Annotated in this window: 27 protein-coding genes, 11 tRNA genes and 2 riboswitches; of the genes, 29 read left to right on the top strand and 9 right to left on the bottom strand. The window is 37.7% G+C overall.

Annotated elements, in window-relative coordinates; all coding sequences use genetic code 11:
• Positions 1-36 precede the first annotated feature (36 nt).
• The 11 genes from CWS20_RS00835 to CWS20_RS00785 all read left to right on the top strand — a co-directional run bounded on the left by CWS20_RS00835 (position 37) and on the right by CWS20_RS00785 (position 995).
• Positions 37-109, top strand: a tRNA-Phe gene (locus CWS20_RS00835).
• Positions 110-138: 29 nt separating this feature from the next.
• A tRNA-Tyr gene (locus tag CWS20_RS00830) sits at positions 139-222 on the top strand.
• A 4-nt stretch (positions 223-226) separates the two neighbouring features.
• Positions 227-300 (top strand) — tRNA-Trp (locus tag CWS20_RS00825).
• A 9-nt stretch (positions 301-309) separates the two neighbouring features.
• A tRNA-His gene (locus CWS20_RS00820) sits at positions 310-385 on the top strand.
• Positions 386-400: 15 nt separating this feature from the next.
• A tRNA-Gln gene (locus tag CWS20_RS00815) sits at positions 401-472 on the top strand.
• 5 nt (positions 473-477) lie between these two features.
• A tRNA-Cys gene (locus tag CWS20_RS00810) sits at positions 478-548 on the top strand.
• Positions 549-553: 5 nt separating this feature from the next.
• Positions 554-635, top strand: a tRNA-Leu gene (locus CWS20_RS00805).
• A 20-nt stretch (positions 636-655) separates the two neighbouring features.
• Positions 656-729, top strand: a tRNA-Gly gene (locus CWS20_RS00800).
• A 4-nt stretch (positions 730-733) separates the two neighbouring features.
• Positions 734-810: transfer RNA gene (locus CWS20_RS00795), tRNA-Ile, on the top strand.
• A 14-nt stretch (positions 811-824) separates the two neighbouring features.
• Positions 825-899, top strand: a tRNA-Asn gene (locus tag CWS20_RS00790).
• Between the two features lie 22 nt (positions 900-921).
• Positions 922-995 (top strand) — tRNA-Arg (locus tag CWS20_RS00785).
• A 148-nt stretch (positions 996-1143) separates the two neighbouring features.
• Here the strand turns inward: CWS20_RS00785 and CWS20_RS00780 are convergent.
• The 3 genes from CWS20_RS00780 to CWS20_RS00775 form a co-directional block, all read right to left on the bottom strand.
• Entirely contained in the window at positions 1144-1998 is an 855-nt protein-coding gene (locus tag CWS20_RS00780; protein WP_066192026.1) for a DUF4097 family beta strand repeat-containing protein, read from the bottom strand.
• A gap of 249 nt (positions 1999-2247) precedes the next feature.
• Entirely contained in the window at positions 2248-2382 is a 135-nt protein-coding gene (locus CWS20_RS28905; protein WP_276328287.1) for a hypothetical protein, read from the bottom strand.
• Positions 2383-2571: 189 nt separating this feature from the next.
• Positions 2572-3315, bottom strand: a complete 744-nt coding sequence (locus tag CWS20_RS00775) for a (S)-benzoin forming benzil reductase (RefSeq protein WP_066190371.1) — start codon at positions 3313-3315, stop codon at positions 2572-2574.
• 186 nt (positions 3316-3501) lie between these two features.
• On the opposite strand from CWS20_RS00775, the gene CWS20_RS00770 reads away from it, so the two are divergent.
• From CWS20_RS00770 to CWS20_RS00760, 3 genes are all read left to right on the top strand, one after another.
• Positions 3502-4263 carry a FixH family protein gene (locus tag CWS20_RS00770; RefSeq protein WP_066190374.1) on the top strand — a complete coding sequence of 254 codons (762 nt, stop codon included), beginning with the start codon at positions 3502-3504 and terminating at the stop codon, positions 4261-4263.
• Between the two features lie 137 nt (positions 4264-4400).
• Positions 4401-5189, top strand: coding sequence for a DUF4931 domain-containing protein (locus tag CWS20_RS00765; protein WP_066190379.1), 789 nt, complete (start codon positions 4401-4403; stop codon positions 5187-5189).
• 153 nt (positions 5190-5342) lie between these two features.
• On the top strand, positions 5343-6515 hold the full coding sequence (locus tag CWS20_RS00760) for an FtsW/RodA/SpoVE family cell cycle protein (protein ID WP_066190382.1): 1173 nt from the start codon (positions 5343-5345) through the stop codon (positions 6513-6515).
• A gap of 45 nt (positions 6516-6560) precedes the next feature.
• On the opposite strand, the gene CWS20_RS00755 is transcribed toward CWS20_RS00760, so the two are convergent.
• From CWS20_RS00755 to CWS20_RS00745, 3 genes are read right to left on the bottom strand one after another with little or no spacing between them, the layout of a single operon-like run.
• The gene (locus CWS20_RS00755; protein ID WP_241504117.1) at positions 6561-7628 is read right to left on the bottom strand and encodes a Ger(x)C family spore germination protein; all 1068 of its coding nucleotides are present in this window, start codon (positions 7626-7628) and stop codon (positions 6561-6563) included.
• Positions 7625-8716: a GerAB/ArcD/ProY family transporter gene (locus tag CWS20_RS00750; RefSeq protein WP_066190385.1), complete on the bottom strand. Its 1092-nt coding sequence runs from the start codon at positions 8714-8716 to the stop codon at positions 7625-7627. The genes CWS20_RS00755 and CWS20_RS00750 overlap by 4 nt, the downstream gene beginning before the upstream one ends.
• A 25-nt stretch (positions 8717-8741) precedes the next feature.
• Positions 8742-10220: a spore germination protein gene (locus CWS20_RS00745; protein ID WP_066190387.1), complete on the bottom strand. Its 1479-nt coding sequence runs from the start codon at positions 10218-10220 to the stop codon at positions 8742-8744.
• 441 nt (positions 10221-10661) lie between these two features.
• Here CWS20_RS00745 and CWS20_RS00740 point away from each other — a divergent pair, with 441 nt between their 5' ends.
• Positions 10662-10904 carry a DUF2573 family protein gene (locus tag CWS20_RS00740; RefSeq protein WP_066190389.1) on the top strand — a complete coding sequence of 81 codons (243 nt, stop codon included), beginning with the start codon at positions 10662-10664 and terminating at the stop codon, positions 10902-10904.
• A gap of 137 nt (positions 10905-11041) precedes the next feature.
• On the opposite strand, the gene CWS20_RS00735 is transcribed toward CWS20_RS00740, so the two are convergent.
• From CWS20_RS00735 to CWS20_RS00725, 3 genes are all read right to left on the bottom strand, one after another.
• Positions 11042-11326: a spore coat protein gene (locus CWS20_RS00735; RefSeq protein WP_066192031.1), complete on the bottom strand. Its 285-nt coding sequence runs from the start codon at positions 11324-11326 to the stop codon at positions 11042-11044.
• Positions 11327-11402: 76 nt separating this feature from the next.
• Positions 11403-11675 carry a ferritin family protein gene (locus CWS20_RS00730; RefSeq protein ID WP_066190392.1) on the bottom strand — a complete coding sequence of 91 codons (273 nt, stop codon included), beginning with the start codon at positions 11673-11675 and terminating at the stop codon, positions 11403-11405.
• A 100-nt stretch (positions 11676-11775) separates the two neighbouring features.
• A complete protein-coding gene (locus CWS20_RS00725) occupies positions 11776-11904 on the bottom strand; it encodes a YuzL family protein (RefSeq protein ID WP_083957161.1) in 129 nt (42 codons plus the stop codon).
• 223 nt (positions 11905-12127) lie between these two features.
• Here CWS20_RS00725 and CWS20_RS00720 point away from each other — a divergent pair, with 223 nt between their 5' ends.
• The 14 genes from CWS20_RS00720 (at position 12128) to sufC (ending at position 26913) form a co-directional block, all read left to right on the top strand.
• Positions 12128-14512 (top strand): 3-hydroxyacyl-CoA dehydrogenase/enoyl-CoA hydratase family protein, encoded by a 2385-nt coding sequence (locus tag CWS20_RS00720; protein WP_066190395.1) that lies wholly within the window; start codon positions 12128-12130, stop codon positions 14510-14512.
• A 57-nt stretch (positions 14513-14569) separates the two neighbouring features.
• The gene (locus tag CWS20_RS00715) at positions 14570-15745 is read left to right on the top strand and encodes an acetyl-CoA C-acetyltransferase (RefSeq protein ID WP_066190398.1); all 1176 of its coding nucleotides are present in this window, start codon (positions 14570-14572) and stop codon (positions 15743-15745) included.
• 75 nt (positions 15746-15820) lie between these two features.
• Positions 15821-17605 (top strand): acyl-CoA dehydrogenase FadE, encoded by a 1785-nt coding sequence (locus tag CWS20_RS00710; RefSeq protein ID WP_066190400.1) that lies wholly within the window; start codon positions 15821-15823, stop codon positions 17603-17605.
• Positions 17606-17799: 194 nt separating this feature from the next.
• Entirely contained in the window at positions 17800-18156 is a 357-nt protein-coding gene (locus CWS20_RS00705) for an arsenate reductase family protein (RefSeq protein WP_066190402.1), read from the top strand.
• 86 nt (positions 18157-18242) lie between these two features.
• Positions 18243-18626, top strand: a complete 384-nt coding sequence (gcvH, locus tag CWS20_RS00700; RefSeq protein ID WP_066190404.1) for a glycine cleavage system protein GcvH — start codon at positions 18243-18245, stop codon at positions 18624-18626.
• Positions 18627-19303: 677 nt separating this feature from the next.
• Positions 19304-19660, top strand: coding sequence for a toprim domain-containing protein (locus CWS20_RS00695; protein ID WP_066190407.1), 357 nt, complete (start codon positions 19304-19306; stop codon positions 19658-19660).
• Between the two features lie 4 nt (positions 19661-19664).
• Entirely contained in the window at positions 19665-19979 is a 315-nt protein-coding gene (locus CWS20_RS00690; protein WP_066190412.1) for a thioredoxin family protein, read from the top strand.
• A 197-nt stretch (positions 19980-20176) separates the two neighbouring features.
• Positions 20177-20608, top strand: coding sequence for a hypothetical protein (locus CWS20_RS00685; protein WP_066190414.1), 432 nt, complete (start codon positions 20177-20179; stop codon positions 20606-20608).
• A gap of 86 nt (positions 20609-20694) precedes the next feature.
• Positions 20695-20796: riboswitch (SAM riboswitch) on the top strand.
• An 80-nt stretch (positions 20797-20876) separates the two neighbouring features.
• Positions 20877-22193 carry an O-acetylhomoserine aminocarboxypropyltransferase/cysteine synthase family protein gene (locus tag CWS20_RS00680; RefSeq protein WP_066190417.1) on the top strand — a complete coding sequence of 439 codons (1317 nt, stop codon included), beginning with the start codon at positions 20877-20879 and terminating at the stop codon, positions 22191-22193.
• Positions 22194-22293: 100 nt separating this feature from the next.
• Positions 22294-22401: riboswitch (SAM riboswitch) on the top strand.
• A 117-nt stretch (positions 22402-22518) separates the two neighbouring features.
• Positions 22519-23544: a methionine ABC transporter ATP-binding protein gene (locus CWS20_RS00675; protein WP_066190419.1), complete on the top strand. Its 1026-nt coding sequence runs from the start codon at positions 22519-22521 to the stop codon at positions 23542-23544.
• Positions 23537-24205: a methionine ABC transporter permease gene (locus CWS20_RS00670; RefSeq protein WP_066190422.1), complete on the top strand. Its 669-nt coding sequence runs from the start codon at positions 23537-23539 to the stop codon at positions 24203-24205. Before CWS20_RS00675 ends, CWS20_RS00670 begins: the two co-directional genes overlap by 8 nt.
• Before the next feature lie 12 nt (positions 24206-24217).
• Positions 24218-25060, top strand: a complete 843-nt coding sequence (locus CWS20_RS00665; RefSeq protein ID WP_066190430.1) for a MetQ/NlpA family ABC transporter substrate-binding protein — start codon at positions 24218-24220, stop codon at positions 25058-25060.
• 592 nt (positions 25061-25652) lie between these two features.
• On the top strand, positions 25653-25805 hold the full coding sequence (locus CWS20_RS29475; protein WP_368532329.1) for a YuzK family famiily protein: 153 nt from the start codon (positions 25653-25655) through the stop codon (positions 25803-25805).
• A gap of 322 nt (positions 25806-26127) precedes the next feature.
• Positions 26128-26913, top strand: coding sequence for a Fe-S cluster assembly ATPase SufC (gene sufC, locus CWS20_RS00660; RefSeq protein WP_101226183.1), 786 nt, complete (start codon positions 26128-26130; stop codon positions 26911-26913).
• Positions 26914-26929 lie beyond the last annotated feature (16 nt).

Genomic DNA, 26929 nt, shown 5'->3' with positions numbered 1-26929 from the left:
GAGTCCCGTCCGGACCGCCATTTTTTCAATGTATATGGCTCAGTAGCTCAGTCGGTAGAGCAAAGGACTGAAAATCCTTGTGTCGGCGGTTCGATTCCGTCCTGAGCCACCTTTTTAAGTTTTATGTTAATAGTATATGGAGGGGTAGCGAAGTGGCTAAACGCGGCGGACTGTAAATCCGCTCCTTCGGGTTCGGCAGTTCGAATCTGCCCCCCTCCACCATGATAGGGGTATAGTTTAATGGTAAAACGAAGGTCTCCAAAACCTTTGATGTGGGTTCGATTCCTACTACCCCTGCCAAAGTTTATGGCGGTTGTGGCGAAGTGGTTAACGCATCGGATTGTGGTTCCGACATTCGTGGGTTCGATTCCCATCAGCCGCCCCATAATTTTAATATTAATGGGCTATAGCCAAGTGGTAAGGCAACGGACTTTGACTCCGTCATTCGTAGGTTCGAATCCTGCTAGCCCAGTGTATGGCAGCATAGCCAAGTGGTAAGGCAGAGGTCTGCAAAACCTTTATCCCCGGTTCAAATCCGGGTGTTGCCTTTTATGCCGGTGTGGCGGAATTGGCAGACGCGCACGACTCAAAATCGTGTTCCTTCTGGAGTGTCGGTTCGACCCCGACCACCGGTATTTCTGCTCTTTATTTAATTGCGGGTGTAGTTTAGTGGTAAAACCTCAGCCTTCCAAGCTGATGATGAGGGTTCGATTCCCTTCACCCGCTCCAATAGGGGCCTATAGCTCAGCTGGTTAGAGCGCACGCCTGATAAGCGTGAGGTCGATGGTTCGAGTCCATTTAGGCCCACCATTATATAATCCTATTCCGCAGTAGCTCAGTGGTAGAGCATTCGGCTGTTAACCGAACGGTCGTAGGTTCGAATCCTACCTGCGGAGCCATTTTTATTTAAATTACATATTTGCGCCTTTAGCTCAGCAGGATAGAGCAACAGCCTTCTAAGCTGTCGGTCAGAGGTTCGAATCCTCTAAGGCGCGTAAAAAACCGATAAATCTAATTTAGATTTATCGGTTTTTTCGTATGTGAAAGTTTTAGGCAAAAAAACAGCTAAGGAATATGAATAATTCCCTCGCTGATTTTTAATTCATTTTCAATAGCTTCTATTATGTGTTTAGTTAAACCATATTATCTTATTTCTCCAAACCCACTTGAAACAGTCAATTTAATTTGATGCTTTCCAGTGCCCATTGATCCTTCTAGCTCCCCTTTAGATTCTACCTGTTTATCAAGCGCTAGCTTAGATGAGATATGTCCGCTGCCTGTTTTTCCCTTTAAGGTAAAGTCGCTATTATTGGGGACATCTAGTGTGATTGCTCCTGAGTTTGCAGAAATATTCATGTCTCCCGTTAATTCTTTCAAATGAATATCCATTTTTCCAGAAGAAATATCGGCATCAAGTTCACCGGTGTAATTAGTGATTCTACCAATACCAGAGCTCATGTTAATATCACTCGATTGAACAGTCATACTATCAATACTCAGCTTCCCTGATGAGCCTTCGTGTTTAAAGCTATCTACTTCAAGGTTCGATAATTCTACATTTCCAGAACTCATATTAACATCAAGCGCTTTAAGTTTAAGGGGGGTTTTCTCAGAGTCTCCAGCTAGCTTAATTGAACCTGAGCCAACATTTACTTGCATCTCTTCTTCATAGTTTTCGGGAATAAATACTTTTACTTCGGCACTATTATTAAAAAATGATAAGCCATCCATCCAATTGCGTTTATAAATGACCTCTAAAGTATCTCCTTTTTTGTCTACACTTGCATGACCTCTTCCATCAACAATTACTTCGACATTATCCCTGCTCTCTGGAATAATGATGCTTCTTGCAGATGAAATATCCATTTTAATTAATTCAACATTGTTAATTTCTTCAGCGTTTGTGCCGTTTTTTCCGAACGATAACCAGCTGGGAGTGTTGATGAAAATAATATATAAACCAATCATAATGGCAAAGATAAGCAAAATTCTTTTCACAGCCATACCTGCTTTCATTTAAGATATCTTTATTTTATAGAAAAAATGATGAGAAAGAATTGAGCTATAGAATGAAATCTAATTAAGTCTGCAGACTGAGATTTCTTTTTCATTATAATGGAAATTAACATACTAATAAAATTTTATATTCATTTTTGAGTATATTATTAATAGCAAGGAACACATATGATGAAAAATTAGGCTGATTAAAAGCAAAAGCAGCGAAGTCCATTTCGCTGCTTTTTGAGTTTATATTTTGTCTGTTTTATCGCTCTGATCCTTATTTCGTTTATTACCTTTACTGTTGTCGCCGCTTATGCTGGCATCTTGATTTCCTTTAGGAGAGTTTTGGTTTTTGCTGCCGTTATTATATTTTTTAGTCATAAGATCTACTCCTTTCTTCAATGGTTAGTGTTCCCATTTACGTGTGAAATATGAAAGGATCTTAGGAATATGAATCTCTCTTCTATATTGCAAAAAAAAATGCTTCCAAATGGAAGCAAATAAAAGGGGGATTTATACACTTGTAAGATTAGTATGTCCAATGTAAGTACAAATTAAACAAAGAAATTATTATAAATCAGAAATATCATAGATGTGGCCGCTTATCATCTCTTCGTGTAAACAAAGATTAAGTAAGGCAGAGGCAACTTTGTCTGGACTTTGTAAAAGCCCCTTCTCTTTATAGCTTTTAAATCTTTCAAGATCGTGGAATGCTTCTCGTGTGGACGAACGAATCGTTTCCTGCATTGGAGTATCCATGATTCCTGGGTTAAATGAAATGATTTTGTGGTCTGTTCCGGCGGATTTTTGTTCCAATGCAACCGTTTTTGTAAACATATTGATAGCTGCTTTCATGCTATTGTAAATACTCCAACCTTGAAGTGGCCTTTCGCCGGCACTTGAAGAAATATTAATGATTTGACAAGGAACTTTTGCTTGCTTTAGTAACATATTTGTTATCATTACGGGAGCGTTGAAATTAACTTGTGTGTGGTGAATGAGATCGGAATGATTGATGGATCCTGCATTGGCAATTGGCTTAATTACAGCTGCATTATTAAATAAATAGATGGTAGAAATATTTAGGTTATGGCCGGATACAATCATTTGTAACATGGTTTGTTCAATATCGTTGACGGATGCTAAGTTACAAGTAAAGTGCTTATATATTTTTGTTGATTGTCGAGATTTTTCTTCTAGTCTTTTATTTTTAGTCCGGGATAAAGTGAATACCCCTAAACCTGCATCTAATAACTGTTCGGCAATGGAAGCCCCGAGTCCTTTTGATGCGCCGGTAACAATAGCTAGCTTCATTCAGTTCATCTCCATTTTTACATTTCATTTAAACATAAAAAGTGCTAAAATCCTATTGTTTCTTTCCATTTTGATTTATTAGGTTATAATGAATATTGTTAGCTTAAAGAATTCTATTAGATTTCATTGTTCTATCACAATTTAATTGTATATTTAAGACAATTATATATAGAAAGAGGGAGTAGTTTGAAGAAGTGGATGTTCGTTTTATTTATTAGTATGCTTGTTATAGCAGGATGCGGTCAATCAAATGAAGAAACTGAATCGAATAATGGCGAAGTACCAGCAGCAATAGAGGCAAATTTAGATATACCTGAAACAGCAGATAAAGATGAAGAAGTTACTTTAAGTGTAACAGTCACTCAAGGTGAGGAAGCTGTTGAAGATGCTGATGAGGTAAAATTTGAAATATGGAAAGAAGGCCAGAAGGAAGATAGTGAGGTAATCAATTCTACACATGATGCGGATGGAAGGTATATTGCCGCAAAGACATTTTCTGAAGACGGTGTTTATTTAGTGCAATCACATGTAACTGCAAGAAGCATGCATACAATGCCGCAAAAGCAGATCATAGTTGGAGATGCGGAGGAACAAGAACATCATGATCATGGTGATGAAGCAGACGCAGATGGACATGACCATGGACATTCCGACAGTGTAGCAATCACTTTGGAAGCACCTGACAAGCTTCAGGCAAATAAAGCAGCAAATCTAAAGGCAACGATTCTTCATGAAGAAAAAGCACTTGAAGGTGCGATGGTTAGATTAGAAATCGTCAATAATAAGGATGAACATCAAGTTGCATGGGTAGATATGGAAGAGGAGAATGCAGGCGACTATGAAACGTCTCATACCTTCAAAGCTAGTGGTAAGTATAAAGTGGTTGTTCATGTTGAAAACGAAGAAGGCCTTCATGAGCATATTGAAAAGGAATTGACAGTAGAATAAGATAAAAAGGATATCTGACATCATTCAGATATCCTTTTTTAACGCGAAAATAATATATGAAAAGATTAAAATATCACATTCTTTAGCAAAAGAGCTTTATAATATATATGTAAGTATGAAAGCGGGAGAGAAAAGGCATGTCAAATACTCATTTATTTTTCAATACAGGCATTGGCGTAAAGAAACCGAATAGTATCCGCAATAAAGAACAAATTTGTCCATTCTGCCAACGAGATCAGCTTACTGATATTATCGCAGTAGAGGACTCCATTATTTTGCTGAAAAATAAGTTCCCAGTATTGGAAAATGCTCATCAAACGGTATTAATTGAAACTGATGAGTGCGATGGGGAACTTTCAACATACTCAGAAGAGCATTTAATAAAATTAATTACTTTTGGTTTAAATCATTGGCAAGAGATGGAGAAAACCGGTGATTTTGAATCAGTTATTTTCTTTAAAAACCACGGACCATTCTCTGGAGGAAGCATTGCCCATCCTCATATGCAGATTGTAGGGTTAAAAGATATAAATTATCAGGAAAAAGTTGAAGATCGCGATTTTGCAGGCTTAGTCATAGATGAGAAGGATGGAGCAGTATTTTCGATTTCTACCTTGCCGAGAGTAGGGTTTTACGAATTAAATGTGAAGCTCGGAAGCATGAATGCTATCACTGCATTTGCCAAATATATTCAGTTGGCAGCAAGGTATATCTTAAATGACTTTCCGTTTAGCTGTAACAGCTATAATTTATTTTTTTACAGGCATAAGGGCGAGGTTTATACGAAAATTGTCCCCCGTTATGTGACAACCCCCATCTTCATCGGATATTTTATCCCGCAGGTACCGAATAATATAGCGTGGATGCGAGATGACATTAGTCAACGATACTTTAGTACAGGGTCAAATGAAATATTTAATGATTAGGAAAATGATTCCATTGGTGGTTAGTAGTTGTGATTTTGACATAATAAAAATATAATGAACTATTGTACACAATCTTAATTTATTTCTACAATGAACAACTGGATTTTTTGTTTTTGCACATGGATAATGTGCCTTTTATAAGGAGATTGAATAATGACTTCTAATAGAACTACCCCACCAAAACTGGATTATACGTTAGTTTTAATATTGTTTTTATTGTTTTTGGCTAGCTGTGTTTCCATCTATAGTGCACAAACTACTGGTCAATACGGAGATAATTTTTTTCTTAAACAAATTGTTTGGTATATAGTTGGTATTGGCATAATCGCACTAGTAATTACACTGGATTCGGATCAATTAAAGAAGATTGCATGGTATGTTTATGGATTTGGACTATTGATGCTAGGCTTTCTGATTGTTGCTCCTGAAAGTATTGCCCCAGTTATTAACGGGGCAAAGGCGTGGATACGCTTTCCTGTGATGGGACAAATTCAGCCTGCAGAACTCGTAAAGGTCTTTATTATTATCACTTTAGCTAAAGTGATAGATGATCATCATCAAAAGCATCTCGTTAAAACGGTGAAAACAGATTTTACGTTATTAATGAAAATTTTAGTGCTGACAGGTCTTCCGTTAATACTAATAATGATGCAGCCAGATTTAGGAACAGGACTCGTGTTTATTTCTATCATGCTTGGGATGATTTTTATTTCGGGCATAAGCTGGAAAATTCTTGCCCCTATTTTTGGGACAGGCGTGGCTTTGGCATCTACTATTTTTTATTTTGTTATTTGGCATCCTGAATTATTAGAAAAGTACCTTGGCGTAAAAACCTATCAACTTGGTAGAATCTATTCGTGGCTGGACCCTTATAATTACCAGAGTTCAACGGGTTTTCAGCTCACAAGATCATTGCTTGCCATTGGCTCAGGAGAAACAACAGGCAAAGGATTTGGCACGCGTGAAGTATATTTGCCAGAAAGCCATTCCGACTTTATTTTTAGTATAATTGGCGAAGAATTTGGCTTTGTAGGCGCAAGTATATTAATCAGCCTGTTTTTCTTGTTAATTTATCATATAACAAAGGTAGGCATGGAAACTAAAAACTCTTTTTATACTTATATTTGTGTCGGTGTCATAAGTATGATTACATTCCACGTATTCCAGAATATTGGAATGACTATTGGCGTATTGCCTATTACAGGCATACCGCTTCCATTCATAAGTTATGGTGGAAGTTCCTTGATGGGGAATATGCTTGCAATGGGATTGATTTTTTCGATAAGATATCACTATAAGAAATATATGTTTTCAAGTACAAGTTAACAAAATAAAAGCGGATACCTATACGACAGGTACCGCTTTTTTCAGTTAATAAGTAGCGCCAGTTTCAATAATTTCCACATCACTTTTAATATCTACCGATAAATCAGTGTACGTCTGCTTCCATTTTTCATAGTCGAAACCGCGTATCTGGGTTTTGTAGTAAGCGCCAATACCAACAGGGTCAATCTCTTTCTCTTGAAACTCTTTTACTAGCTGGATGCATTCCTTTTCTACTTTTTCTTCAAGATTTTTGGTGATTGCTTCAATAATTTTAGGGTTCAGTTTATTGCCGGTGTATTCTTTAATATTCCCTTTTATATTAATTTCAATGGAAAGGTGTAAAGGGTCTTTTTTATCCATCTTTAGCCTGTGCTTAGAAATAATACTATGAACGGAAGCCTCGCTGCCATCTTCTAAACTGACCGTAAACTCTCCCTTGCTGTAGCGATCGACTAGCAATTTAAAATAGAACATTTTGTCACTAGGAAGAATATAAAGAGCCTTCGACCCTTTAAATAACATTAAACCACTTATATCCACATTCTTATCATTAATTTTTTTTATATGCGGTAAATATACGTCTTTGCCTTTCTGGTAATAATCTTGCAAAAAAGAAGCAAGATTTGTTTTCGGCACATCTCCCTGCCTAATATTGTGTTCAATGAGATCAGAGATGAAAGAACCGTTCCCTTGAGGACCATAGTTTCCTTTTAATAATTCCTCCGTCTTTCCTTCCGTTGTTGCAAAAAAGATTCTTGTCCCAATTGTTGCATCGCGCTGATACGTATCTATATAATCTTTAATCCCTTTTTTTGCAATCGATTTTTCAAAGAGGGTTAAACGCATACCGCCCACAACAACTGGAGAAGGAGATTGTCTATTTGAGCCGATTAATATTTCTCTCCGTACATCTCCCTCACTAGTTATGGTACGGTTCTGCACTGACATATCTTCTTGAAAATCCTGCATAAGAAAAGTAGTTTTGAATTTCTTATCTCCATCACTTGGGTCAAAGCCAGACGCAATAGCAATATTAATTTCATCAACAATCCTTTTCTCTACACAACCGCTTAAGAAAATGACCATTATTAATAGGATCAGAAATTTTTTCACTGTTTTTTCACCCTTTTAGCAATCATTGTGGCAATGAATAATAACGGGATATAGACGAAGACAAATCCAAATGTTATTTTCTGTGTTATTTCAGATAATTTCTGTACTTGTTCACCCGTTTTAAATAGCAAGGTTATTAGTGGAATAATCGCTGCAATAATTACTGTTCCTTTTCTTTGTTTTAGATGAATAGTCCGTTTAATCAGTCGTGATGCTACCCAAAGCGATAGACATATATTGGGGAGAATAATTAGATTCCAGTTTGCTACAGCTATGTATTCAAATCTTTCGACAAATGGAAGCTGAACAATTTGCCACATGGATAAAGTAGCCCAAACTGTTTTTTGCAGCTGACCTTCCGAAAAATAGGCAAAGGTTAATATCGCTAAAAAAGTATAAAACAATGTAGTCACTAAAACAGCTAAATGGGCCCACTTTTTTGACTTCTGGGGTTCCTTAATAAAAGGGTATACAAATAATATGATCTCAAATCCAACGAAAGTAAGTGACATATGGTACGAGGCTGTGAGCAAATCGATTAAGGAATGGTCAAGGATAGGCAAAATCTGTGTAAAGTTTGAATACCTAAATGTAAATACTAACGTAATTAGTAAATAGGCAGGTAAGACCATTCCAAAAAATGAGACACCAACAACGGTTCGAAAGCCTCCAAATACGACATATGTACAGAGCGCCATAAATGCTAGTGTATACCAGAAAGTACTTAAATCAGGAAACATCCATATTTGGATGACCTGAATGTAGTTTAATAAAATGACTAAAATATAAAGCATAAAATAAATAATAAGGAGAAAGCTGATGATTTTACCGGCAATATTCCCTATAACATATTGATGAACTTTAATAATGTCTCCATCAGTTGTCTCAGCCATTTTAAACATCATCCACATAACGATATGAACTGCAATACCCGTTATTAAAATGGAAATCCACCCGTCATAGCCTGCATGTTCTGCAATAACACGCTGATATCCGAGAACACCGACTCCGATTTGAATAGATATAATGATGTAAAAGAGAAGAAAGGGCGAAACTTTTGAAGTTTCTGGAACAACATGACTGTCCATCTTTTATTCACTCCCCGATAATCGATCATTCATCGATATCTTTATTATGTTTCGCTTTTTTTGAATTAAAACGATATGGATTCTGCGTCCTCAAAACAGATGGCCTTCTGCTCATATTTTGCAGCGGGGACCTGATGACAGAATCTTTCATATCCTTTATTCTTAACGGATATATCGGCGCAAGAAATGGTCTGCCAAGTGAAGTTAATCGCAGCAAATGGGCAGTTAAAATGCAAAAACAAAACACAATTCCTAACATGCCCCATATCTGTGCGAACAGCAGAAAAGGGAACCGGAGCACCCTAATTGTATTGCTCATTTTGTAGACTGGAGTTGTAAAAGATGCCAGTGCGCCTAATGCTACGAATATAAGCAGAACATTACTAGTCAATCCAGCTTCAACCGATGCTGTACCAATAACAATACCGCCAACGATACCGATTGTTTGGCCAACTTTTGTTGGCAGCCGTGCACCAGCCTCTCTTAATAGTTCGATCGTCAGTTCGAGGAATAAAGCTTCAAGTATAGGCGGCAATGGAATCGCTCTTCGTGATGTAACTAATGTCCCTAACAAATCGGCAGGTACAAGCTCAAAATGATAGGTGAGAGCGGCGACGTAAATGGGTGTAACCAAAATGGAAAAGAAAACTGCAAATACCCTGACCAGTCGGAAAAATGAAGCGATAATCCAGTTTAAAAAATAATCCTCAAATGCACTAAAAAACTCAATTAATGTTGTAGGCGCGATTAGCACATGCGGCGAGCCATCAACGATAATGGCTATTTTCCCTTCTGCAAGAATAGCAGCGACACGGTCTGGTCTTTCAGTATCAAGCAGCTGCGGGAATAAAGAATTCGAATTGTCACTGAGAAGTTCAACAATATATGAACTATCAGAAATTGAATCAATCTTAATATTTTCTAACCGCTGCTTTACTGTATCGACATTTTCTTTATTTGTCAGACCTTCAATATGTAAAACGGCTACACGTGTTTTAGATAATTCTCCTACTGTGAATTCTTGCGAAATAAGTTCTTTTATAGGCAGTCTTTTTCTAATCAGGTTTAAATTTTGCCCAATAGATTCGACAAAAGCTTCTTTCGGTCCAATGACAGAGAATTCTATTTCAGGCTGGCTCAGACTGCGAACAATTTCTTTTTGAGCGGCCACAAAGGCATATTTTTTCTTGTCTGAATCCATGGTAATCATGACATAACCATTTAATAGTTTTTCCTCAATTTTCGTAGTGTCCTCTAAAATTTGAACATCTGCAATTGGAACTATTTTTTTTATGTCATCTAATGTTTTAAATTCTTCATTAAGTAGCGGCGGCAATGCACTTTCCTGGATAATTTGTTCATCGATTAAGGTCGAAAAAAAGTGAAAGCCAAAACGGTTATTCGTCTTTTTGTTAATATAATAGGTCGATTGATAATCCGTTGATTGTTTTAAAAGTACTTTCCAGTCCTCATTTTTTTTTTTGAATTTATCCCATATGCTCATTAAAATCACCATCAATTTAGAATGTGGATAACCGAACGCAAATTTGATTTATCCCGTATTAACGGGCTGTAAGACCCGTACTTTAAGACTTTAAGGAGGAGTGGGGAATCAACTTCCCGTAAAAGCCAGATTTCAAAGGTATATTTGAACTAAACGTGTTCGAACTGTCGATTAGTCGAAGCATAATGGAGATCCTATCGACAGCAGAACGGGACTAACCATCAGTGGGGATGAAGAAGAACCTCTCACCGATGGAAATTTCACTATATTGAAAGTATGCTTACATTCATTTCGCTCTGAAGGCATACACTTTTAACGATGTTTCAACTTATTGTTTCCAACTTTGGTAAGGTTATGAATGCATCATGGAATTGCTTGTGTTTTTCTAATAATTGGTTCATGTTATCTTTAATGAACATAAACTGATAGGAGGGAATGAAGGTGAAGCAAAATTTAACTGAGCAAATAGATGGGCTGATGGAGAAGTATACAGAGCTCTTATTAGGAGAGACAAATCCAGAATTAAAAGAAAAGGTGCAAATATGGGTCATATATTCTTTTATCGCAAAACAAATGCCCCATTTAGTAAAGCATTGGAATGAAGTATATCCGGAAGGAAAGAGTGGGCTTAAAGAAATTATTTTAGAAATAAAGCAGTTAAATGATGAAAATAGAAAAAAATAAATAATAGTAAAGTTACAGGCTGTTGACACACGCTTGCGCTATGAATGCGACAAACACGGTCAATCAGCCTGAAGTTGATTTTTACCTACATTCTGAAGCCTCATTATTCTTTCTATCAGACCTAAAGAGATTATTGCTTATTGGATGCCGCCATTATTTCCATAAGGGAATTGGTTAGAGTACCCTTGGAATTGCTGATAGGATTGTTGCAGGCTTTGTTGATCAGCTGCATCTAAAGAATACCAGCCTCGTTCAAACATTAAGTTATACAGATGGCGCTGCTCGTTTTTAGTTTCTGTAAAGATGGATAAAAAATCTTCATACAGACTCTGATTACTAGCTTCATTTAAATAAATCGAATAAGAATCACTCATATACTTTTCTGTGGCTAAAAGATCATTTGTAAAGTCTCTGTCATTCATTTCAGGTGTTTTCGCAATTTGTTTTTCAGGATTTTGGACCTTTTTCTGATTTTGGCTCAAGTCATTCGCCTCCTTTTTATTGTTGCATTCCTGTGAATTGTGGACTTTGTCCATTCAGATGAGGGAGAATTCGCTCATAATGACGTTGATGCATTTGTCCACATTGTTCAAAAGCGGCCTTTAATTGCGGATCTTGACAATGTTGTGCATAAAAATGGGCTTTTTTCATAGCAAGTAAATTCCATGAAAGCATATCATTAAAGTAAAGAGCATCTTTTGTAGATACCATGACTGGCGGCTGCTGCATGACACCTTGCTGATTAGAGAAATTTGTGTTTTGTTGTTGCATTTTTTCGCCTCCATTTTCTATTTTTATATAATATCCAACATCATCATACTCACGAATGTTAAGCTATTGTGAATCGATTGATGTGAGAGAGAGAAAGCAGTTATTTTTTAAATTGATTATTTTGGCTATTTACTTTATTTTTAGTTTCTTCAACACCGGGACCTGCATTGCCTTTTACGCTTGCTGCGCTAATGCCAGCTCTCGAAGGATTCTTTTTCATTTTTGCCATTTCACATCACCTCCAATGTTAGGTTATCCAAATCATTTATTTTTACTGTGCTTTTCTATGGAAAATTAAATTTAAAAAATTTTCAATTTTCGATGGTGAAATGATTGATTAAATTTTTTAAATATTTTATTATTGTATATAACAACAACATACTCATTCTTCAGATATTTTTTTTTAGGAAAAATGAATGAGTATTCATTCAAAATTGAAGGAGGAAATAAAGTTGATCCAACAAATTAAAAAAGCTGCTGTCCTTGGGTCAGGAGTCATGGGTTCAGGTATTGCGGCTCATTTAGCTAATATTGGAATACCGACACTACTATTAGATATTGTTCCTCGCGAATTAACAGATGCTGAAAAAGCAAAAGGGCTAACCCTTGAAGATAAGCAAGTCCGCAACAAAATCAGTGAAGCTGGAAAACAAAAATTATTAAAGCAAAAACCAGCACCGCTAACCTCCAAAAAGAATATCGCACTAATTGAAGCAGGTAACTTTGAGGATGATATGGAGCGTTTAAAAGAGGTTGACTGGATCATTGAAGTAGTTGTTGAAAACCTTGATGTAAAGAAAGAAGTGTTCTCAAAAGTTGACCAATATCGCCGTCTTGGAAGCATTGTAAGCTCGAACACATCAGGAATTTCGGTTGAAGCAATGGCAGAAGGGCGTTCTGAAGATTTCAGAAAGCATTTCCTAGGTACACATTTCTTTAATCCTCCGCGTTACTTAAAATTATTAGAAGTGATTCCAACATCTGCGACCGATGCTAAAGTCCTTACATATATGAAGGAGTTTGGTGAGGATGTACTTGGAAAAGGTGTTGTAGAAGCGAAGGATACACCCAATTTTATTGCAAACAGAATAGGTACCTATGGCTTGTTAGTAACTGTACAAGAAATGCTTAAAGGAGGATACAGCGTTGGTGAAGTAGACTCAATTACTGGTCCTTTAATTGGCAGGCCGTCAAGTGCTACATTTAGGACATTGGATGTTGTTGGATTAGATACATTCGCACATGTAGCTAAAAACGTATATGACCAAGTTGAAGGAAAGGAAAAAGACGTATTTGAAATCCCAGATTTTATCCAAAAAATGCTTGATAAAGGCTGGCTAGGCAGTAAATCTGGCCAAGGTTTTTTCTTAAAGCAAGGGAAGGAAATTTTAGAGCTTGATCCAGAAACTTTAGAATACGGGCCTCGTAAAAAGTTGAAAACACAAGCAGTTGAACTTGCAAAACAGCAAAAAGGGACTGTTAATAAAATGAAAGCGCTTGTATATGCGGACGATTGTGCAGGCAAATTACTATGGAATGTATTAAGTCCGGCACTGCTTTATTCCGCTGAGTTATTTGGCGAAATTGCGGACGATATAGTGGCGATTGATGAAGCAATGAAATGGGGATTCGGCTGGCAGATGGGCCCATTTGAAACATGGGATGCAATCGGCGTTGAGCAATCGGTTGAAAAAATGAAGTCTGAAGGAGCAGAAATTCCTTTATGGATTCAAGAAATGATCGACAATGGAATCCATTCTTTCTATAAAGAGGAAGAAGGGAACCTTTACTTCTATAGCAATGGTGAATATCAACAAATGAAGCAAAACATGAAAGTGATTAACCTTAAACAGATTAAGCAGCAAAAGGGAGTAATTAAGAAAAATACAGGGGCTAGCTTAATTGATCTTGGCGATGACGTCGCTATCTTGGAATTTCATTCAAAAAGCAATGCGATAGGTCTTGATATTATTCAAATGATAAACTTTTCCATTGACGAGGTCGAAAAGAATTATAAAGGACTTGTGATTTCTAACCAAGGCAAAAACTTCTGTGTCGGTGCAAATATCGGCATGATGTTAATGGAAGCACAAGATGATAATTTCTATGAGCTAGACATGGTCATTCGTCAATTCCAAAATGCGATGATGAAAATTAAGTACAGCTCGAAACCAGTTGTTGCTGCACCATTCGGTATGACGCTAGGCGGAGGAGCAGAGGTTTGCTTAAGCGCGGCTCATATCCAGGCTTCAAGTGAGACATATATGGGATTAGTTGAAGCAGGAGTCGGCCTGATACCTGGGGGAGCAGGAAATAAATCATTGTATCTAAAACATTTAGCAGGACTGCCGGCGGGTGTTACATTTGACCTTCAAAATGTAGCAAATAAAGTTTTTGAGACGATTGCAATGGCAAAGGTATCAACTTCTGGCGCAGAAGCACGTGATAATAATTTCCTAGGAGCTGCAGATGGCATCAGTATAAACGGTGATCACTTAATATATGATGCGAAGCAAGCTGTATTATCGCTAGCTGATAGAGGCTACAGAGCACCTGCAAGAAGTCAATTTCCAGTCGTTGGAGAGACAGGTTATGCGGCATTATTATTAGGCGCACAAGCAATGCATTTGTCAGGCTATATTTCTGATCATGACTTAAAAATAGCAAAAGAACTTGCTTATGTCATTGCAGGCGGAAAAGTGCCTCATGGAACTGTAGTGGATGAGCAATACATGTTAGACCTGGAAAGGGAAGCATTCTTAAGGCTTATTGCAGAACCAAAATCTCAGCAACGTATGCAGCATATGCTTTTAAAAGGAAAACCACTCCGTAACTAATAGATTAATAGATTAAGGGAAACAGAAAACTTAACAAAATAAAGGAGAGGGAACGAGATGAGAGAAGCGGTAATCGTCGCAGGTGCCCGTACACCGGTCGGAAAAGCGAAAAAAGGTTCACTCGCTAACGTCAGACCTGATGATTTAGGAGCACTAGTAGTAAAAGAAACATTAAAACGAGCAGGAAATTATGAAGGAAATATAGATGACTTAATTATTGGCTGTGCAATGCCTGAAGCAGAGCAAGGCTTGAATATGGCAAGAAATATTGGTGCACTAGCTGGTCTGCCTCATACAGTCCCGGCGATTACAATTAACAGATACTGTTCATCAGGTCTGCAATCGATTGCCAATGCTGCTGAGAAAATCATGATTGGCCATGCAGATACAATCATTGCTGGCGGAGCAGAATCTATGAGCTTAGTACCGATGATGGGCCATGTTGTACGCCCAAATGTAAAATTAGCAGAATCTGCACCTGAATATTATATGGGCATGGGCCATACAGCTGAAGAAGTTGCGAAAAAATATGGCATTTCCAGAGAAGACCAGGATGCATTTGCTGTACGCAGCCATCAAAAAGCTGCCAAGGCAATTAGTGAAGGCAAATTTGAAGATGAGATTGTGCCAGTAGATGTGACTTTGCGAAATATTGGTGCGGACAATAAAGTGATGGAAAAAATCTTCCAATTTAGTCAAGATGAAGGTGTGCGTGCAGATTCTTCAGTTGAAACATTAGCAAAGCTGAGACCTGCATTCAATATTAAAGGCTCTGTAACTGCTGGAAACTCTTCGCAAACAAGCGATGGTGCGGCTGCAGTGATGGTTATGGATAGAGAGAAAGCCGAGTCAGCAGGCTTGCAGCCGTTAGTGAAATTTAGATCTTTTGCTGTCGGTGGTGTGCCTCCTGAAGTGATGGGCATTGGTCCAATCGTTGCGATTCCAAAAGCATTAAAGCTTGCAGGATTAGAGCAATCGGATATCGGATTATTTGAATTGAATGAAGCTTTTGCTTCTCAGTCAATACAAATCATTCGTGAATTAGGACTCGATGAAGAAAAAGTAAATGTGAATGGCGGCGCCATTGCTTTAGGTCATCCGCTTGGGTGTACAGGAGCAAAGCTAACATTATCGTTGATCCATGAAATGAAGCGGAGAAACCAACAATTTGGTGTTGTCACGATGTGTATTGGTGGAGGAATGGGCGCAGCCGGCGTATTTGAATTACTGTAAACTGCATGCCTTGTATCTGCTTAAGTTGGAAAGTAATAAGAAATTTCATAATTTTAAAAAATGGAGGAAAATAACATGTCAAACCAAACTGAAAAGTTTATTAAGGGTGGGAGCTTTTTAATCGAAGATATTTCATATGAACAAATGTATACGCCAGAGGATTTTACTGAAGAACAAATCATGATTGCAAAAACAACAGAGGATTATGTTACAAACGAGGTTGTCCCTCAAGTGGAATATTTAGAGCAGCATGAATTTGATCGTTCTGTTAAATTATTGAAAAAGGCAGGCGATCTTGGGTTGCTTGGCACAGATGTACCTGAGGAATATGGCGGACTAGGCTTAGACAAGGTCAGCTCAGCATTAATTGCCGAAAAGATGGCAAGGGTAGGAGGCTTCTCCATTTCTCATGGTGCACACGTAGGAATTGGTTCACTGCCAATCGTTTTATTTGGCAACGAAGAGCAAAAACAAAAATACTTGCCGCTGCTTGCAACCGGTGAAAAGCTTGCAGCCTATGCGCTAACTGAGCCAAGCTCAGGATCTGATGCACTAGGAGCGAAAACAACAGCCAAATTAAACGCTGAGGGTACACACTATATTTTAAATGGTGAAAAACAATGGATTACAAATGCTGGATTTGCGGATGTATTCGTTGTTTACGCAAAAGTAGACGGTGATAAATTTACAGCTTTTATTGTAGAAAGAGAATTCCCAGGTGTATCTACTGGAGCAGAAGAAAAGAAAATGGGTATTAAGAGCTCTTCCACGCGTACATTAATTTTAGAAGATGCTGAAATACCAAAAGAGAATCTGCTAGGTGAGCTTGGACGCGGTCACGTGATTGCGTTTAATATTTTAAATATCGGTCGTTATAAGTTAGGTGTAGGTGCAGTTGGCGGATCAAAACATGCATTTAAATTAGGTGTTGAGTATGCGAATCAACGTCAACAATTTAAAACACCAATTTCTCAGTTTAACTTAACTAAAGAAAAATTTGGTACAATGGCTTCTAAAATTTATGCGGCTGAAAGTTCTGTATACCGCACTGTAGGATTATTCGATGAGCGTATGAGCCTCCTTTCAAATGAAGAAGTGAAAGACGGTAAAGAAGTCGCAAAATCGATTGCTGAATATGCTATTGAGTGTTCTTTGAATAAGTTCTTCTCTACTGAAGTATTAGACTATGTAGTTGATGAAGCTGTGCAAATTCATGGCGGTTATGGTTTCATGGCTGAATATGAAGTGGAAAGATCTTATCGTGATTCCCGTATTAACCGCATATTTGAAGGAACTAATGAAATCAATCGACTTCTAGTGCCAGGCACATATTTGCGCAAGGCGTTCAAAGGTGAACTCCCGCTATTTGAAAAAGCGCAAGGCCTGCAGGAAGAGCTAATGATGATGATGCCAGAAGAGCCTGGCGATGAGCCTTTAGCACAAGAAAAATATTTAGTGAAAAATGCGAAGAAAATTGCGCTATTAGCAGCAGGATTAGGTGCTCAAAAATATGGTAAAGCACTGGATAGCGAACAAGAAATCCTTGTGAACATTGCTGACCTTGTATCTTACGCCTACTCAATGGAATCTGTTATTCTGCGTACCGAAAAAGCCATTGCCAAAGATGGAGCAGAAAAAGCCAATCAGAAACTTCTATATACGCAAATTTTCTGTCAAGAAGCATTCAATCAAATTGAGCTTATCGCAAAAGAAACGCTTGTGGCAGTTGAAGATGGTGATGCACTTCGCATGATGATGTCAGCTCTTCGCAAATTTACTCGTCATACACCAATCAACGTAATTGCGAAAAAACGCGAAGCAGCTGAGAAAATTATCGAAGCTGAGCGTTATGTATTATAATTAATTAAAATGCTCCCTTCGATTAAGAAGGGAGCTTTTATTATATCGGGAAAATTTCTGTCGATTAAATTATGTTCTTTTTTAAATAAGAATTATTATAATTATTATTATGAAAAAGAACAAAAATGTGGTATTCTAGTGCAGAGCAATAGTATTAAATTATCTGGATATGATAAAATAGGGTGGTGAAAAACATGGCGCTTACTTTTTATTGGTATCCGAAATGCGGAACTTGTCGAAAAGCTAAAAAGTGGCTGGACGAGCAACAAATTTCTTATGAAGACATACATATTGTCGAAAATCCGCCATCTCGTGAAAAATTAGAAGAGATCTATAAAAACAGCGGATTAGAATTAAAAAAATTCTTTAATACAAGTGGGCAAAAATATCGCGAACTTGGCTTAAAGGATAAAGTAAAGACTGCATCTGAAGATGAGCTATTAGACTTGCTATCTACTGACGGGATGTTAATCAAACGTCCATTAACAACAGATGGCGCGAAGGTAACAGTTGGCTTCAAAGAAGATGAGTTTGAAAAAGTATGGAAGTAATTATGATGTGACCAAGTCCGTCATAGACCCAAAGAAGGTCGATCAATCGATCATAAAATAAAAATTCCTTAATGGAGGTATGAGTAATGAACACACCTAAAGAATTACGTTATTCTGAAGAGCATGAGTGGGTAAAAACAGAAGGAGATAAAGTCCGCATTGGTATTACAGACTTTGCACAATCTGAACTTGGCGATATCGTTTTTGTTGAACTACCTGAAGTTGGCGATGAAGTAACTGCTGACGAGCCTTTTGGAAGCGTTGAATCTGTAAAAACAGTATCTGAGCTTTATGCCCCAATCAGTGGAAAAATCGTTGAAATCAACGAAGAACTAAGCGACAGCCCTGAGTTTGTTAACGAATCTCCATACGAAAAAGCATGGATGATCGTTGTTGAGCCATCTGATTCAAGCGAAATGGACAACCTAATGTCAGCTGAGCAATACGAAGAAATGGTAAAAGAAGACTAAAATAGTCTGCAAGAAGGCCTGAGCTATGAGTGCCGTAGCTTAGGCCTTTTTTATGTGGAAAAGTAGAAGTTGTCCCCACAAATAGGCAGCATGTGCATATATTTGTGGGTAAAGTGGCCATAATCTATATTCGTGCGGACTTGTCCCCAGGAAGAAAAAGTGAGATCAAGCCATATCCACAGGATAGTAAAGAATTTGTGGGTACGGATAACCTAGTTAAAGATCAAGTTATGAACAACAACTGAAACTTAAAGAGAGGAAAAGTCTGAAAAAATAGTAATAGAATGAAAACTTGAAACCAAAAAAGCGGTAAAGCGGAAAAAGTGTTTATAGAATGCAAAACTGAAACCAAAAAAGCGGAATAAGCAGAGAAACTGGTCATAGAATGCAAAACTGGAACCAAAAAAACGGAAAAGGCAGAGAAACTGGTTACAGAGTGCAATGGTGATACCAAATTTTGAATCCTCAAATGAACCTAAAATCGACTGCTTTATTACTCAGCAAATCAAATCAATCTTTAGGCAAGCCAACAAATAAAACAGCGGACTTATCAACCACATTTATGCAGGAGTTCAACACCGTTCAGGCGAATAATGAATATAGTAAGGAAAAGAATATCTGGAAATAATAAATAGTTCAAAATGTATCACTATACTACATTCGTTTAGGTGATGAAAATGACAAGAGAGCTGACGGAAAAGGTAATCATTGTTGAAGGGAAATCAGATAAACGGAAGGTCAAAAGCATAATAAGAGAACCTGTGGAAATCATTTGCACGAATGGTACAATTGGATTATCTAAGCTAGACGAATTGATTGACACGTTAATTGATAAAGATGTATATATATTGGTGGATGCAGACTCAGCTGGCGACAAGCTGCGCCGGCAATTTAAGCGGGAGCTCCCAGAGGCCGAGCATTTATATATAGATAAAATGTATCGAGAGGTAGCGACAGCACCAGAACACCATTTAGCAACGGTCTTAATCGGAGCAGATATTGATATTTATACCGAGTATTTAGATAGAGGATGATTTTATGCACGAGTGGTCACAACAGAAATTAAATGAAGTCATAGAAAGGAAACAATCAGCATTATTTTACTTATATACGCCAATGTGTGGAACTTGTCAGGTAGCAAGCAAAATGCTAGCTGTAGCTGAAGAGCTGCTGCCTGATGTTACGATGGGCAAAGCGGATTTGAATTTCCTTCCTGAAGTAGCCGAAAACTTTGAAATTGAAAGTGTACCATGCTTAATAATGTTAAAGGAAGGAATGCCTATAGAAAAAATCTACGCTTTTCAATCTGTCCCTTATTTATTGGATAAAATAAAAACGAACCAATTGGCATAGTGAGTGTCAGAAAGTCAGTTAATTTAATGGCTTACTGACTCTTTTTTTATTTTTATGCAGTCCTCAGCCACTAGAAAAAACTTATATTCATGTAATTCTGACAATCTCTGTAAAACAGGGATTAATATATGAGTCGAAATGAACGCGATCATGACATATTTCTCGGGAAATGAAAAAAATGCTGGTGAAATATTGCCTTGTCTTCTGATTTTTTAAAAGAAAAGTCGAAAGAAAGTGGCAGGAAAAAAGAACATTTCCTCAGAATTATTCATATAAAAAAGAAAGCTGTGGTGACGAAAATAGAGAAGCTAACTGCCGAATTTAATCAATCGTTACAGAATAACGCCCATATTCATCAGCTTGTACAGCATTCCTTAACGATTTTAATCGAAACAAATGGGGTAAAGAAGTCGTTGGCACTTACTACAAAACAGAAATTAGTCATCAATCAAAAGCCTCCTAATACCCATGATGTTTATTTAAGAGGACAGGATGATGAAATTCAATCTATTCTATTAGGTAGTAAAAGTTTAAAAAAGGCTGTTGAAAATAAAGAAATAGAGCTTAAAGCGTCCTTTCGCCATATATTGCTATTGGATTCAATTTTTTTGTTAAATCGGCGGAGATAATAATTTTGAAAATTTAAATAAATATGTTGACTTTCTAGTATTTATTTTGGTAATATCAGGCTATGCAATAAACATAAAACTAAATATTCTTATCCAGAGCGGCGGAGGGACTGGCCCTATGAAGCCCGGCAACCGGTTATTACACGGTGCTAATTCCAGCAGAGTAGTTTAACTCTGAAAGATAAGAAGAGATGATACAGGCCCTCTTCTTGGTAAAGAGGGTCTTTCGTCGTCTTTTCTTTTCAACACAAAAAAGGAGAGATGTTCAATGTCAGAGAAACAAAAGAGCTTACGATTTGAAACAATTGGTGTACACGGCGGTTTACAGCCTGATCCGGTCACTGGCGCAAGAGCAGTTCCGATTTATCAAAATAATGCGTATCAGTTCCAAAACACCGAGCATGCCGCAGACTTATTTGGTTTAAAAGAAACAGGATATATTTATTCCAGAATCCATAATCCGACAGTTACTGTTTTTGAAGAGAGAATCGCACTGCTAGAAGGCGGTTCAGGTGCGTTGGCAGTATCGAGCGGGCAGGCTGCTATCTATTTATCATTGCTAAATATTGCGCAGGCTGGAGATGAAATTGTTGCTGCGTCTAACCTATATGGAGGAACATATAATTTATTTACAGTGACTCTCCCTAAATATGGGATAAAAGTAAAGCTAGTAAACCCAAGTGATCCAGAAAATTTCCGTGAAGCTATTACAGATAAAACTAGAGCGGTCTTTGCAGAGACAATTGGAAACCCTAGCTTAAAGGTTTTAGATATTGAAGCTGTTGCAAAAATAGCGCATGAGAACGGAATCCCGCTTGTTGTCGATAATACTTTTGCAACACCATATTTGTGCAGGCCGATAGAACATGGCGCTGATATTGTTGTTCATTCAGCTACAAAATGGCTGCTAGGAAATGGAACAACGATGGGCGGGGTAATTGTAGACGGTGGTAAATTTGATTGGAATTCACCTAAATTCCCGGGCTTAAGCGAACCTGATTCAAGCTACCATGATATTGTTTATAGTGAGGCTCTTGGACCAGTAGCATATATTACAAAGGCAAGGGTGCAGTTATTGCGTGATTTAGGACCGGCATTAAGTGCGCAAAGTGCTTTCCAATTTACATTAGGGTTAGAAACATTGCATGTCAGAATAAAGGAGCATGTAGCTAATACAAAGCGTATCGTTGATTACTTACATTCACATCCGGCGATAAACTGGGTTCTATATCCTGGAGATGATCAACACCCTGATAAAGCACTGGCTGAAAAATATCTTCCTAAAGGAGCCGGCTCAGTCGTTGTATTTGGCATTGAAGGCGGTCGTGCTGCTGGTGCAAAATTGATCAATAGCCTGGAATTATGGGCACATGTAGCTAATGTAGGCGATGCGAAAAGCTTAATTATTCATCCAGCAAGTACAACTCATCAGCAGCTAGATGAAGAAGGTCTAAAAACAGCCGGTGTATCTGAGAATTTAATCCGCCTGTCAATCGGAATAGAAAATGCCGAAGATTTAATAGAAGACCTTGAGCAGGCAATTGAAACTGCGACAGGGCAGACGTCTTTAAAAGCTGAGGTTTAAGCATCCTTATATGGGAAAACATTGTAATTGACACTCTCTTCTTTTCCATGATAATATAGCACAGATATACAAAGTTAAAGAATAATAGCATAATAGATGACTCTTATTAAGAGAGGTGGAGGGACGTGCCCTATGAAGCCCGGCAACCGTCATTTTTATTTTGAAATGGTGCCAATTCACTCAAAGCTGATGCTTTGATAAATGAGAGAAAGGATTTCAAGAATACATACCTTTCTGTTCATTTCAGAAAGGTATTTTTGTTTTTTGGAAACGATAAAAGAAAACTTTGACTAGTGCTTTTTGGATAGAAGAGGTGAATAACTAATTGATTTCAATAAAAAATGCAAAGAAAATTTTCTCCACTAAAAAAGGTCAAGTGCGAGCTGTTGATGATGTCAATCTTGATATTAGTGAAGGTGAAATATTTGGTGTCATCGGTTATAGCGGTGCAGGAAAAAGTACATTAATTAGAATGCTTAATGGCTTGGAGCTGCCGACAGAAGGAAATGTAATTGTAGCAGATAATGAAGTATCAACGATTAAAGGTAGTAAGTTAAGAAAGGCAAGACAAGAAATCAGCATGATTTTCCAACATTTTAATCTTCTTTGGTCAAGAACGGTGAAAGAAAATATTGCTTTTCCGCTTGAAATAGCTGGTGTATCAAAAAATGAAAGAATAAAAAGAGTGGACGAACTGATTAAGCTTGTTGGATTAGAAGGCAGAGAAGATGCTTACCCTGCTCAATTAAGCGGTGGACAAAAGCAGCGGGTGGGCATTGCGAGAGCGCTTGCAAACAATCCGAAGGTATTGCTGTGTGATGAAGCGACATCAGCGCTTGACCCGCAAACGACGGACAGCATTCTCGAATTACTCGTTGATATCAATGAAAGATTGGGCTTGACAATTGTCCTAATTACACATGAAATGCATGTCATTCGAAAAATATGCCACCGTGTAGCTGTGATGGAAGGCGGAAAAATTGTAGAAATCGGTCAAGTTTTGGATGTGTTCCAGAAACCGCAGGCTGAGATTACAAAACGTTTTGTTCAGCAAGTGACAGAACCTGAAGAAACGAAGGAAACTGTGCAGCAATTATTGAGCTTATACCCTAACGGCCAGATTGTTCAATTAGGCTTTGTTGGCGGTTCTGCTGAACAGCCATTAATAACAAATTTAATTCGAAACCATAATGTAACGGTCAATGTCCTGCAAGGTAAAATATCACAAACACAAAGTGGATCCTATGGAACATTGTTCATTCATTTAGATGGGGAAAAGGAAGAGGTCGCTAAAGCAATCGATTTCATTCATTCTCAAAAGGTTGGCGTGGAGGTGATTTCCCATGCTTAATGAATGGCTGCCAAATGTAGACTGGGAGAGAATGTGGGAAGCAACAAGAGAAACATTGTATATGACAAGTATTTCAGTTGTAGCAACGTTTGTTTTAGGAATTATTTTAGGATTATTATTATTCCTAACTTCAAAAGATAATATATGGGAAAATGCGTTAATCAATAAAATCATTGCGGCATTTGTCAATGTATTCAGATCCATTCCATTCTTGATTTTAATCGTCCTTCTCATTCCTTTTACCAAATTAATTCTTGGAACGATGATTGGAGAAAACGCAGCATTGCCAGCGCTAATTATCGGAGCTGCTCCGTTTTATGCAAGAATGGTGGAAATCGGCTTACGTGAAATTGATAAAGGTGTCATTGAAGCAGCAAAGTCGATGGGCGCAAAAACAAGCACGATCATTTGGAAGGTATTAATTCCTGAATCGATGCCGGCTCTTGTATCTGGGATTACAGTAACCGCTATTGCATTAGTTGGCTATACCGCAATGGCTGGTGTCATTGGCGCTGGCGGACTTGGTAATCTAGCCTATTTAGAAGGATTCCAAAGAAGCCGTACAGATGTAACAATTGTAGCTACAATTGTTATCCTTGTTATCGTTTTTATTATCCAATTTATTGGAGATTATATAACATCAAAACTAGACAAACGATAGGAGAGATTTACGATGAAAAAATGGTTATCCACACTGTTGATTGTTGCTATTGCGCTTGTTATCGCAGCCTGCGGTACTTCTAATGAAGATGAGGGCGGAAGCGGCGAAGGCTCAGAAGGTACGAAAACATTAAAAATCGGCGCATCCAACGTACCTCATGCTGAAATTTTAACTGAAGCAAAACCACTGCTTGAAGAAAAGGGAATCGAGCTAGATATTACTACTTTCCAAGATTATATTGTTCCAAATCAAGCGTTGGAATCTGAGGATATTGATGCTAACTACTTCCAGCACATTCCGTATCTTGAATCTCAAAAGGAAGAGCATGGATATGATTTCGTAAATGCTGGCGGCATTCACATTGAGCCAATTGGCGTTTATTCAGAGAAATATGACAGCCTAGATGATCTTCCAGAGGGAGCAACAATTATCATGAGCAGCTCTGTACCGGATCATGGCCGCATTTTAACAATGCTTGAAAAAGAAGGGTTAATCACTTTAAAAGCGGATGTTGAGAAAACAGTAGCAACAATTGAAGATATTGAAGATAACCCCAAAAAATTAAAGTTTGATACAGAATATGAAGCTTCACTTCTGCCGCAAATTTATAATAATGGCGAAGGTGACGCAGTCCTTATTAATTCTAACTATGCAATTGATGCAGGTCTAAACCCGCTGGAAGATGCGATTGCACTTGAAGCAGAAGAATCTCCATATGTGAATGTCATTGCTGTCCGCAACGGAGATGAAGATAAAGAAGAAATTAAAGCATTAATTGAAGTGCTTCACTCTCAAGAGATTCAAGATTTCATTCTTGAAAAATATAATGGCGCCGTTGTGCCCGTTAAAGAATAACCTTCATAAACTGAGGTCCCTATCTGCTGAAGATAGGGACTATTTATGTTTTCGGCTTGCAATATTTATCATATTTATAATTCTGAAAGAGTAGGAAATGAGAGCGTCGACTAAAATAAATCCTATATATAGAAAAAGAGGATGTTCACAGAGATAAAATCCATATATCTTCATAAAAGACCACAAAAAAAAGAGCACTCACAGAAATGACGTAAAATCTCTGCTGTCGACTTCCTCAAGTACAAGCAGCGCCCACAGTTCCATCAGCACTTCCACAGATTGCTTCTCATGGTTTCGTGAAAAGATAAATAAATGTAGATGATCATATTATTTTATTCCATTTGCTTTGATCAATTTTACTTAGAATGCATAACGGCAAGGATACGGTCTTAATTATAAGAAAATAAGCGGTGGAGCGAAGCATTCCCTACTGTCAGGGTGTTAAGTGGATAAATGAAGTTTTATCGCGTTTGTGGAGGGTAGTGTTAAAGTGGTACGATTTTTATTGTATTAAATACATCGCTTATTAAAGCGACAATATTGAAAGGATTGGTTCATTATTAGTCAGCTACAGCTGAATTACACAAGTGAAATGGAAAAAGCCATGCACGGAGCATACGGAGTAGGTTATGAAACGTATTGCAGAAAACAAGATGTGAGGATGCAGGTAGAGAAGAAACGCGAAGAAGACCATTTGAAAAGCCAGAGAATTGTTGCCGACATCGAAAGAAAAGCACATTCTTAAATATTAAAAGGAAAAAAGGGCATTCGGCTAATCCAGCTGATTGCCCTTTTAATATAATGAAAGTTAAAGGAACATACATGAAAAAAGTTTTGCTGGAAAAAATAAAAGGAAGTTTGTAAAACAACGGTCGATATAGTGTAGAATAATGGGGAAATACAGTTTACAACATAGCCATAGTGGAAATATAGTCTAATGTGCGTAAAGAGTTGATATCACTTTTAATTTGTTATAAGATTGTAATGAGAATAAAGTGAGAATAAAACTAAGAAATAGAGATTTGGGCTCCAATAGAGGTACAAATCTTTTTTATTACGGAGGTATTATTATGGCATCTACATTAACAATTAAAGACCTTCATGTTGAAATTGAAGGTAAAGAGATTTTAAAAGGTGTAAACCTTGAGATAAAAGGTGGAGAAATTCACGCAATTATGGGACCGAACGGAACAGGTAAATCAACTTTATCTTCCGCAATCATGGGACATCCGAAATATGAAGTAACAAAAGGCAGCATCACTTTAGATGGTGAAGATGTACTAGAAATGGAAGTTGATGAACGTGCTCGTGCGGGCCTATTCCTTGCGATGCAGTACCCAAGCGAAATCAGCGGCGTCACAAATGCCGACTTTTTACGTTCAGCTATTAATAGCCGCCGTGAAGAAGGCGAAGAAATTTCATTAATGAAATTTATCCGTAAAATGGACAAAAACATGGAATTCCTTGAAATGGATTTAGATATGGCACAACGTTATTTAAATGAAGGATTCTCTGGCGGAGAGAAAAAACGCAATGAAATCCTGCAAATGATGATGATTGAACCAAAAATTGCTATCTTGGATGAAATTGACTCTGGTCTTGATATCGACGCTTTAAAAGTCGTTTCAAAAGGAATTAATCAAATGCGCGGCGAAGAATTTGGTTGCTTAATTATCACTCACTATCAACGTTTACTTAACTACATTACACCTGATCATGTTCATGTAATGATGCAAGGACGCGTTGTGAAATCTGGTGGACCGGAACTAGCTCAACGTTTAGAAGCAGAAGGTTATGACTGGATTAAACAAGAACTAGGTATTGAAGACGAAACAGTTGGGCAAGAAGCGTAAGAGTTAGGAGGATCAC

Source organism: Cytobacillus horneckiae, assembly GCF_002835735.1.
GTDB classification, from domain to species: domain Bacteria; phylum Bacillota; class Bacilli; order Bacillales; family Cytobacillaceae; genus Cytobacillus; species Cytobacillus horneckiae.
The sequence above is the reverse complement of the archived record's forward strand: the minus strand, read 5'-3'. Positions and strand labels throughout refer to the sequence as shown.

Bases quoted from the DNA above. Each gene is read 5' to 3' on its own strand.
- CWS20_RS00750 (WP_066190385.1), bottom strand. From the start codon at position 8,716: ATGGACAGTCATGTTGTTCCAGAAACTTCAAAAGTTTCGCCCTTTCTT.
- CWS20_RS00670 (WP_066190422.1), top strand. From the start codon at position 23,537: ATGCTTAATGAATGGCTGCCAAATGTAGACTGGGAGAGAATGTGGGAA.
- CWS20_RS00745 (WP_066190387.1), bottom strand. From the start codon at position 10,220: ATGAGCATATGGGATAAATTCAAAAAAAAAAATGAGGACTGGAAAGTA.
- CWS20_RS00665 (WP_066190430.1), top strand. From the start codon at position 24,218: ATGAAAAAATGGTTATCCACACTGTTGATTGTTGCTATTGCGCTTGTT.
- CWS20_RS00775 (WP_066190371.1), bottom strand. From the start codon at position 3,315: ATGAAGCTAGCTATTGTTACCGGCGCATCAAAAGGACTCGGGGCTTCC.
- CWS20_RS00715 (WP_066190398.1), top strand. From the start codon at position 14,570: ATGAGAGAAGCGGTAATCGTCGCAGGTGCCCGTACACCGGTCGGAAAA.
- CWS20_RS00705 (WP_066190402.1), top strand. From the start codon at position 17,800: ATGGCGCTTACTTTTTATTGGTATCCGAAATGCGGAACTTGTCGAAAA.
- CWS20_RS00730 (WP_066190392.1), bottom strand. From the start codon at position 11,675: ATGCAACAACAAAACACAAATTTCTCTAATCAGCAAGGTGTCATGCAG.
- CWS20_RS00680 (WP_066190417.1), top strand. From the start codon at position 20,877: ATGTCAGAGAAACAAAAGAGCTTACGATTTGAAACAATTGGTGTACAC.
- CWS20_RS00765 (WP_066190379.1), top strand. From the start codon at position 4,401: ATGTCAAATACTCATTTATTTTTCAATACAGGCATTGGCGTAAAGAAA.
- gcvH (WP_066190404.1), top strand. From the start codon at position 18,243: ATGAACACACCTAAAGAATTACGTTATTCTGAAGAGCATGAGTGGGTA.
- CWS20_RS00710 (WP_066190400.1), top strand. From the start codon at position 15,821: ATGTCAAACCAAACTGAAAAGTTTATTAAGGGTGGGAGCTTTTTAATC.
- CWS20_RS00760 (WP_066190382.1), top strand. From the start codon at position 5,343: ATGACTTCTAATAGAACTACCCCACCAAAACTGGATTATACGTTAGTT.
- CWS20_RS00735 (WP_066192031.1), bottom strand. From the start codon at position 11,326: ATGAATGACAGAGACTTTACAAATGATCTTTTAGCCACAGAAAAGTAT.
- CWS20_RS00695 (WP_066190407.1), top strand. From the start codon at position 19,304: ATGACAAGAGAGCTGACGGAAAAGGTAATCATTGTTGAAGGGAAATCA.
- CWS20_RS00690 (WP_066190412.1), top strand. From the start codon at position 19,665: ATGCACGAGTGGTCACAACAGAAATTAAATGAAGTCATAGAAAGGAAA.
- CWS20_RS00725 (WP_083957161.1), bottom strand. From the start codon at position 11,904: ATGGCAAAAATGAAAAAGAATCCTTCGAGAGCTGGCATTAGCGCAGCA.
- CWS20_RS28905 (WP_276328287.1), bottom strand. From the start codon at position 2,382: ATGACTAAAAAATATAATAACGGCAGCAAAAACCAAAACTCTCCTAAA.
- CWS20_RS29475 (WP_368532329.1), top strand. From the start codon at position 25,653: ATGGAAAAAGCCATGCACGGAGCATACGGAGTAGGTTATGAAACGTAT.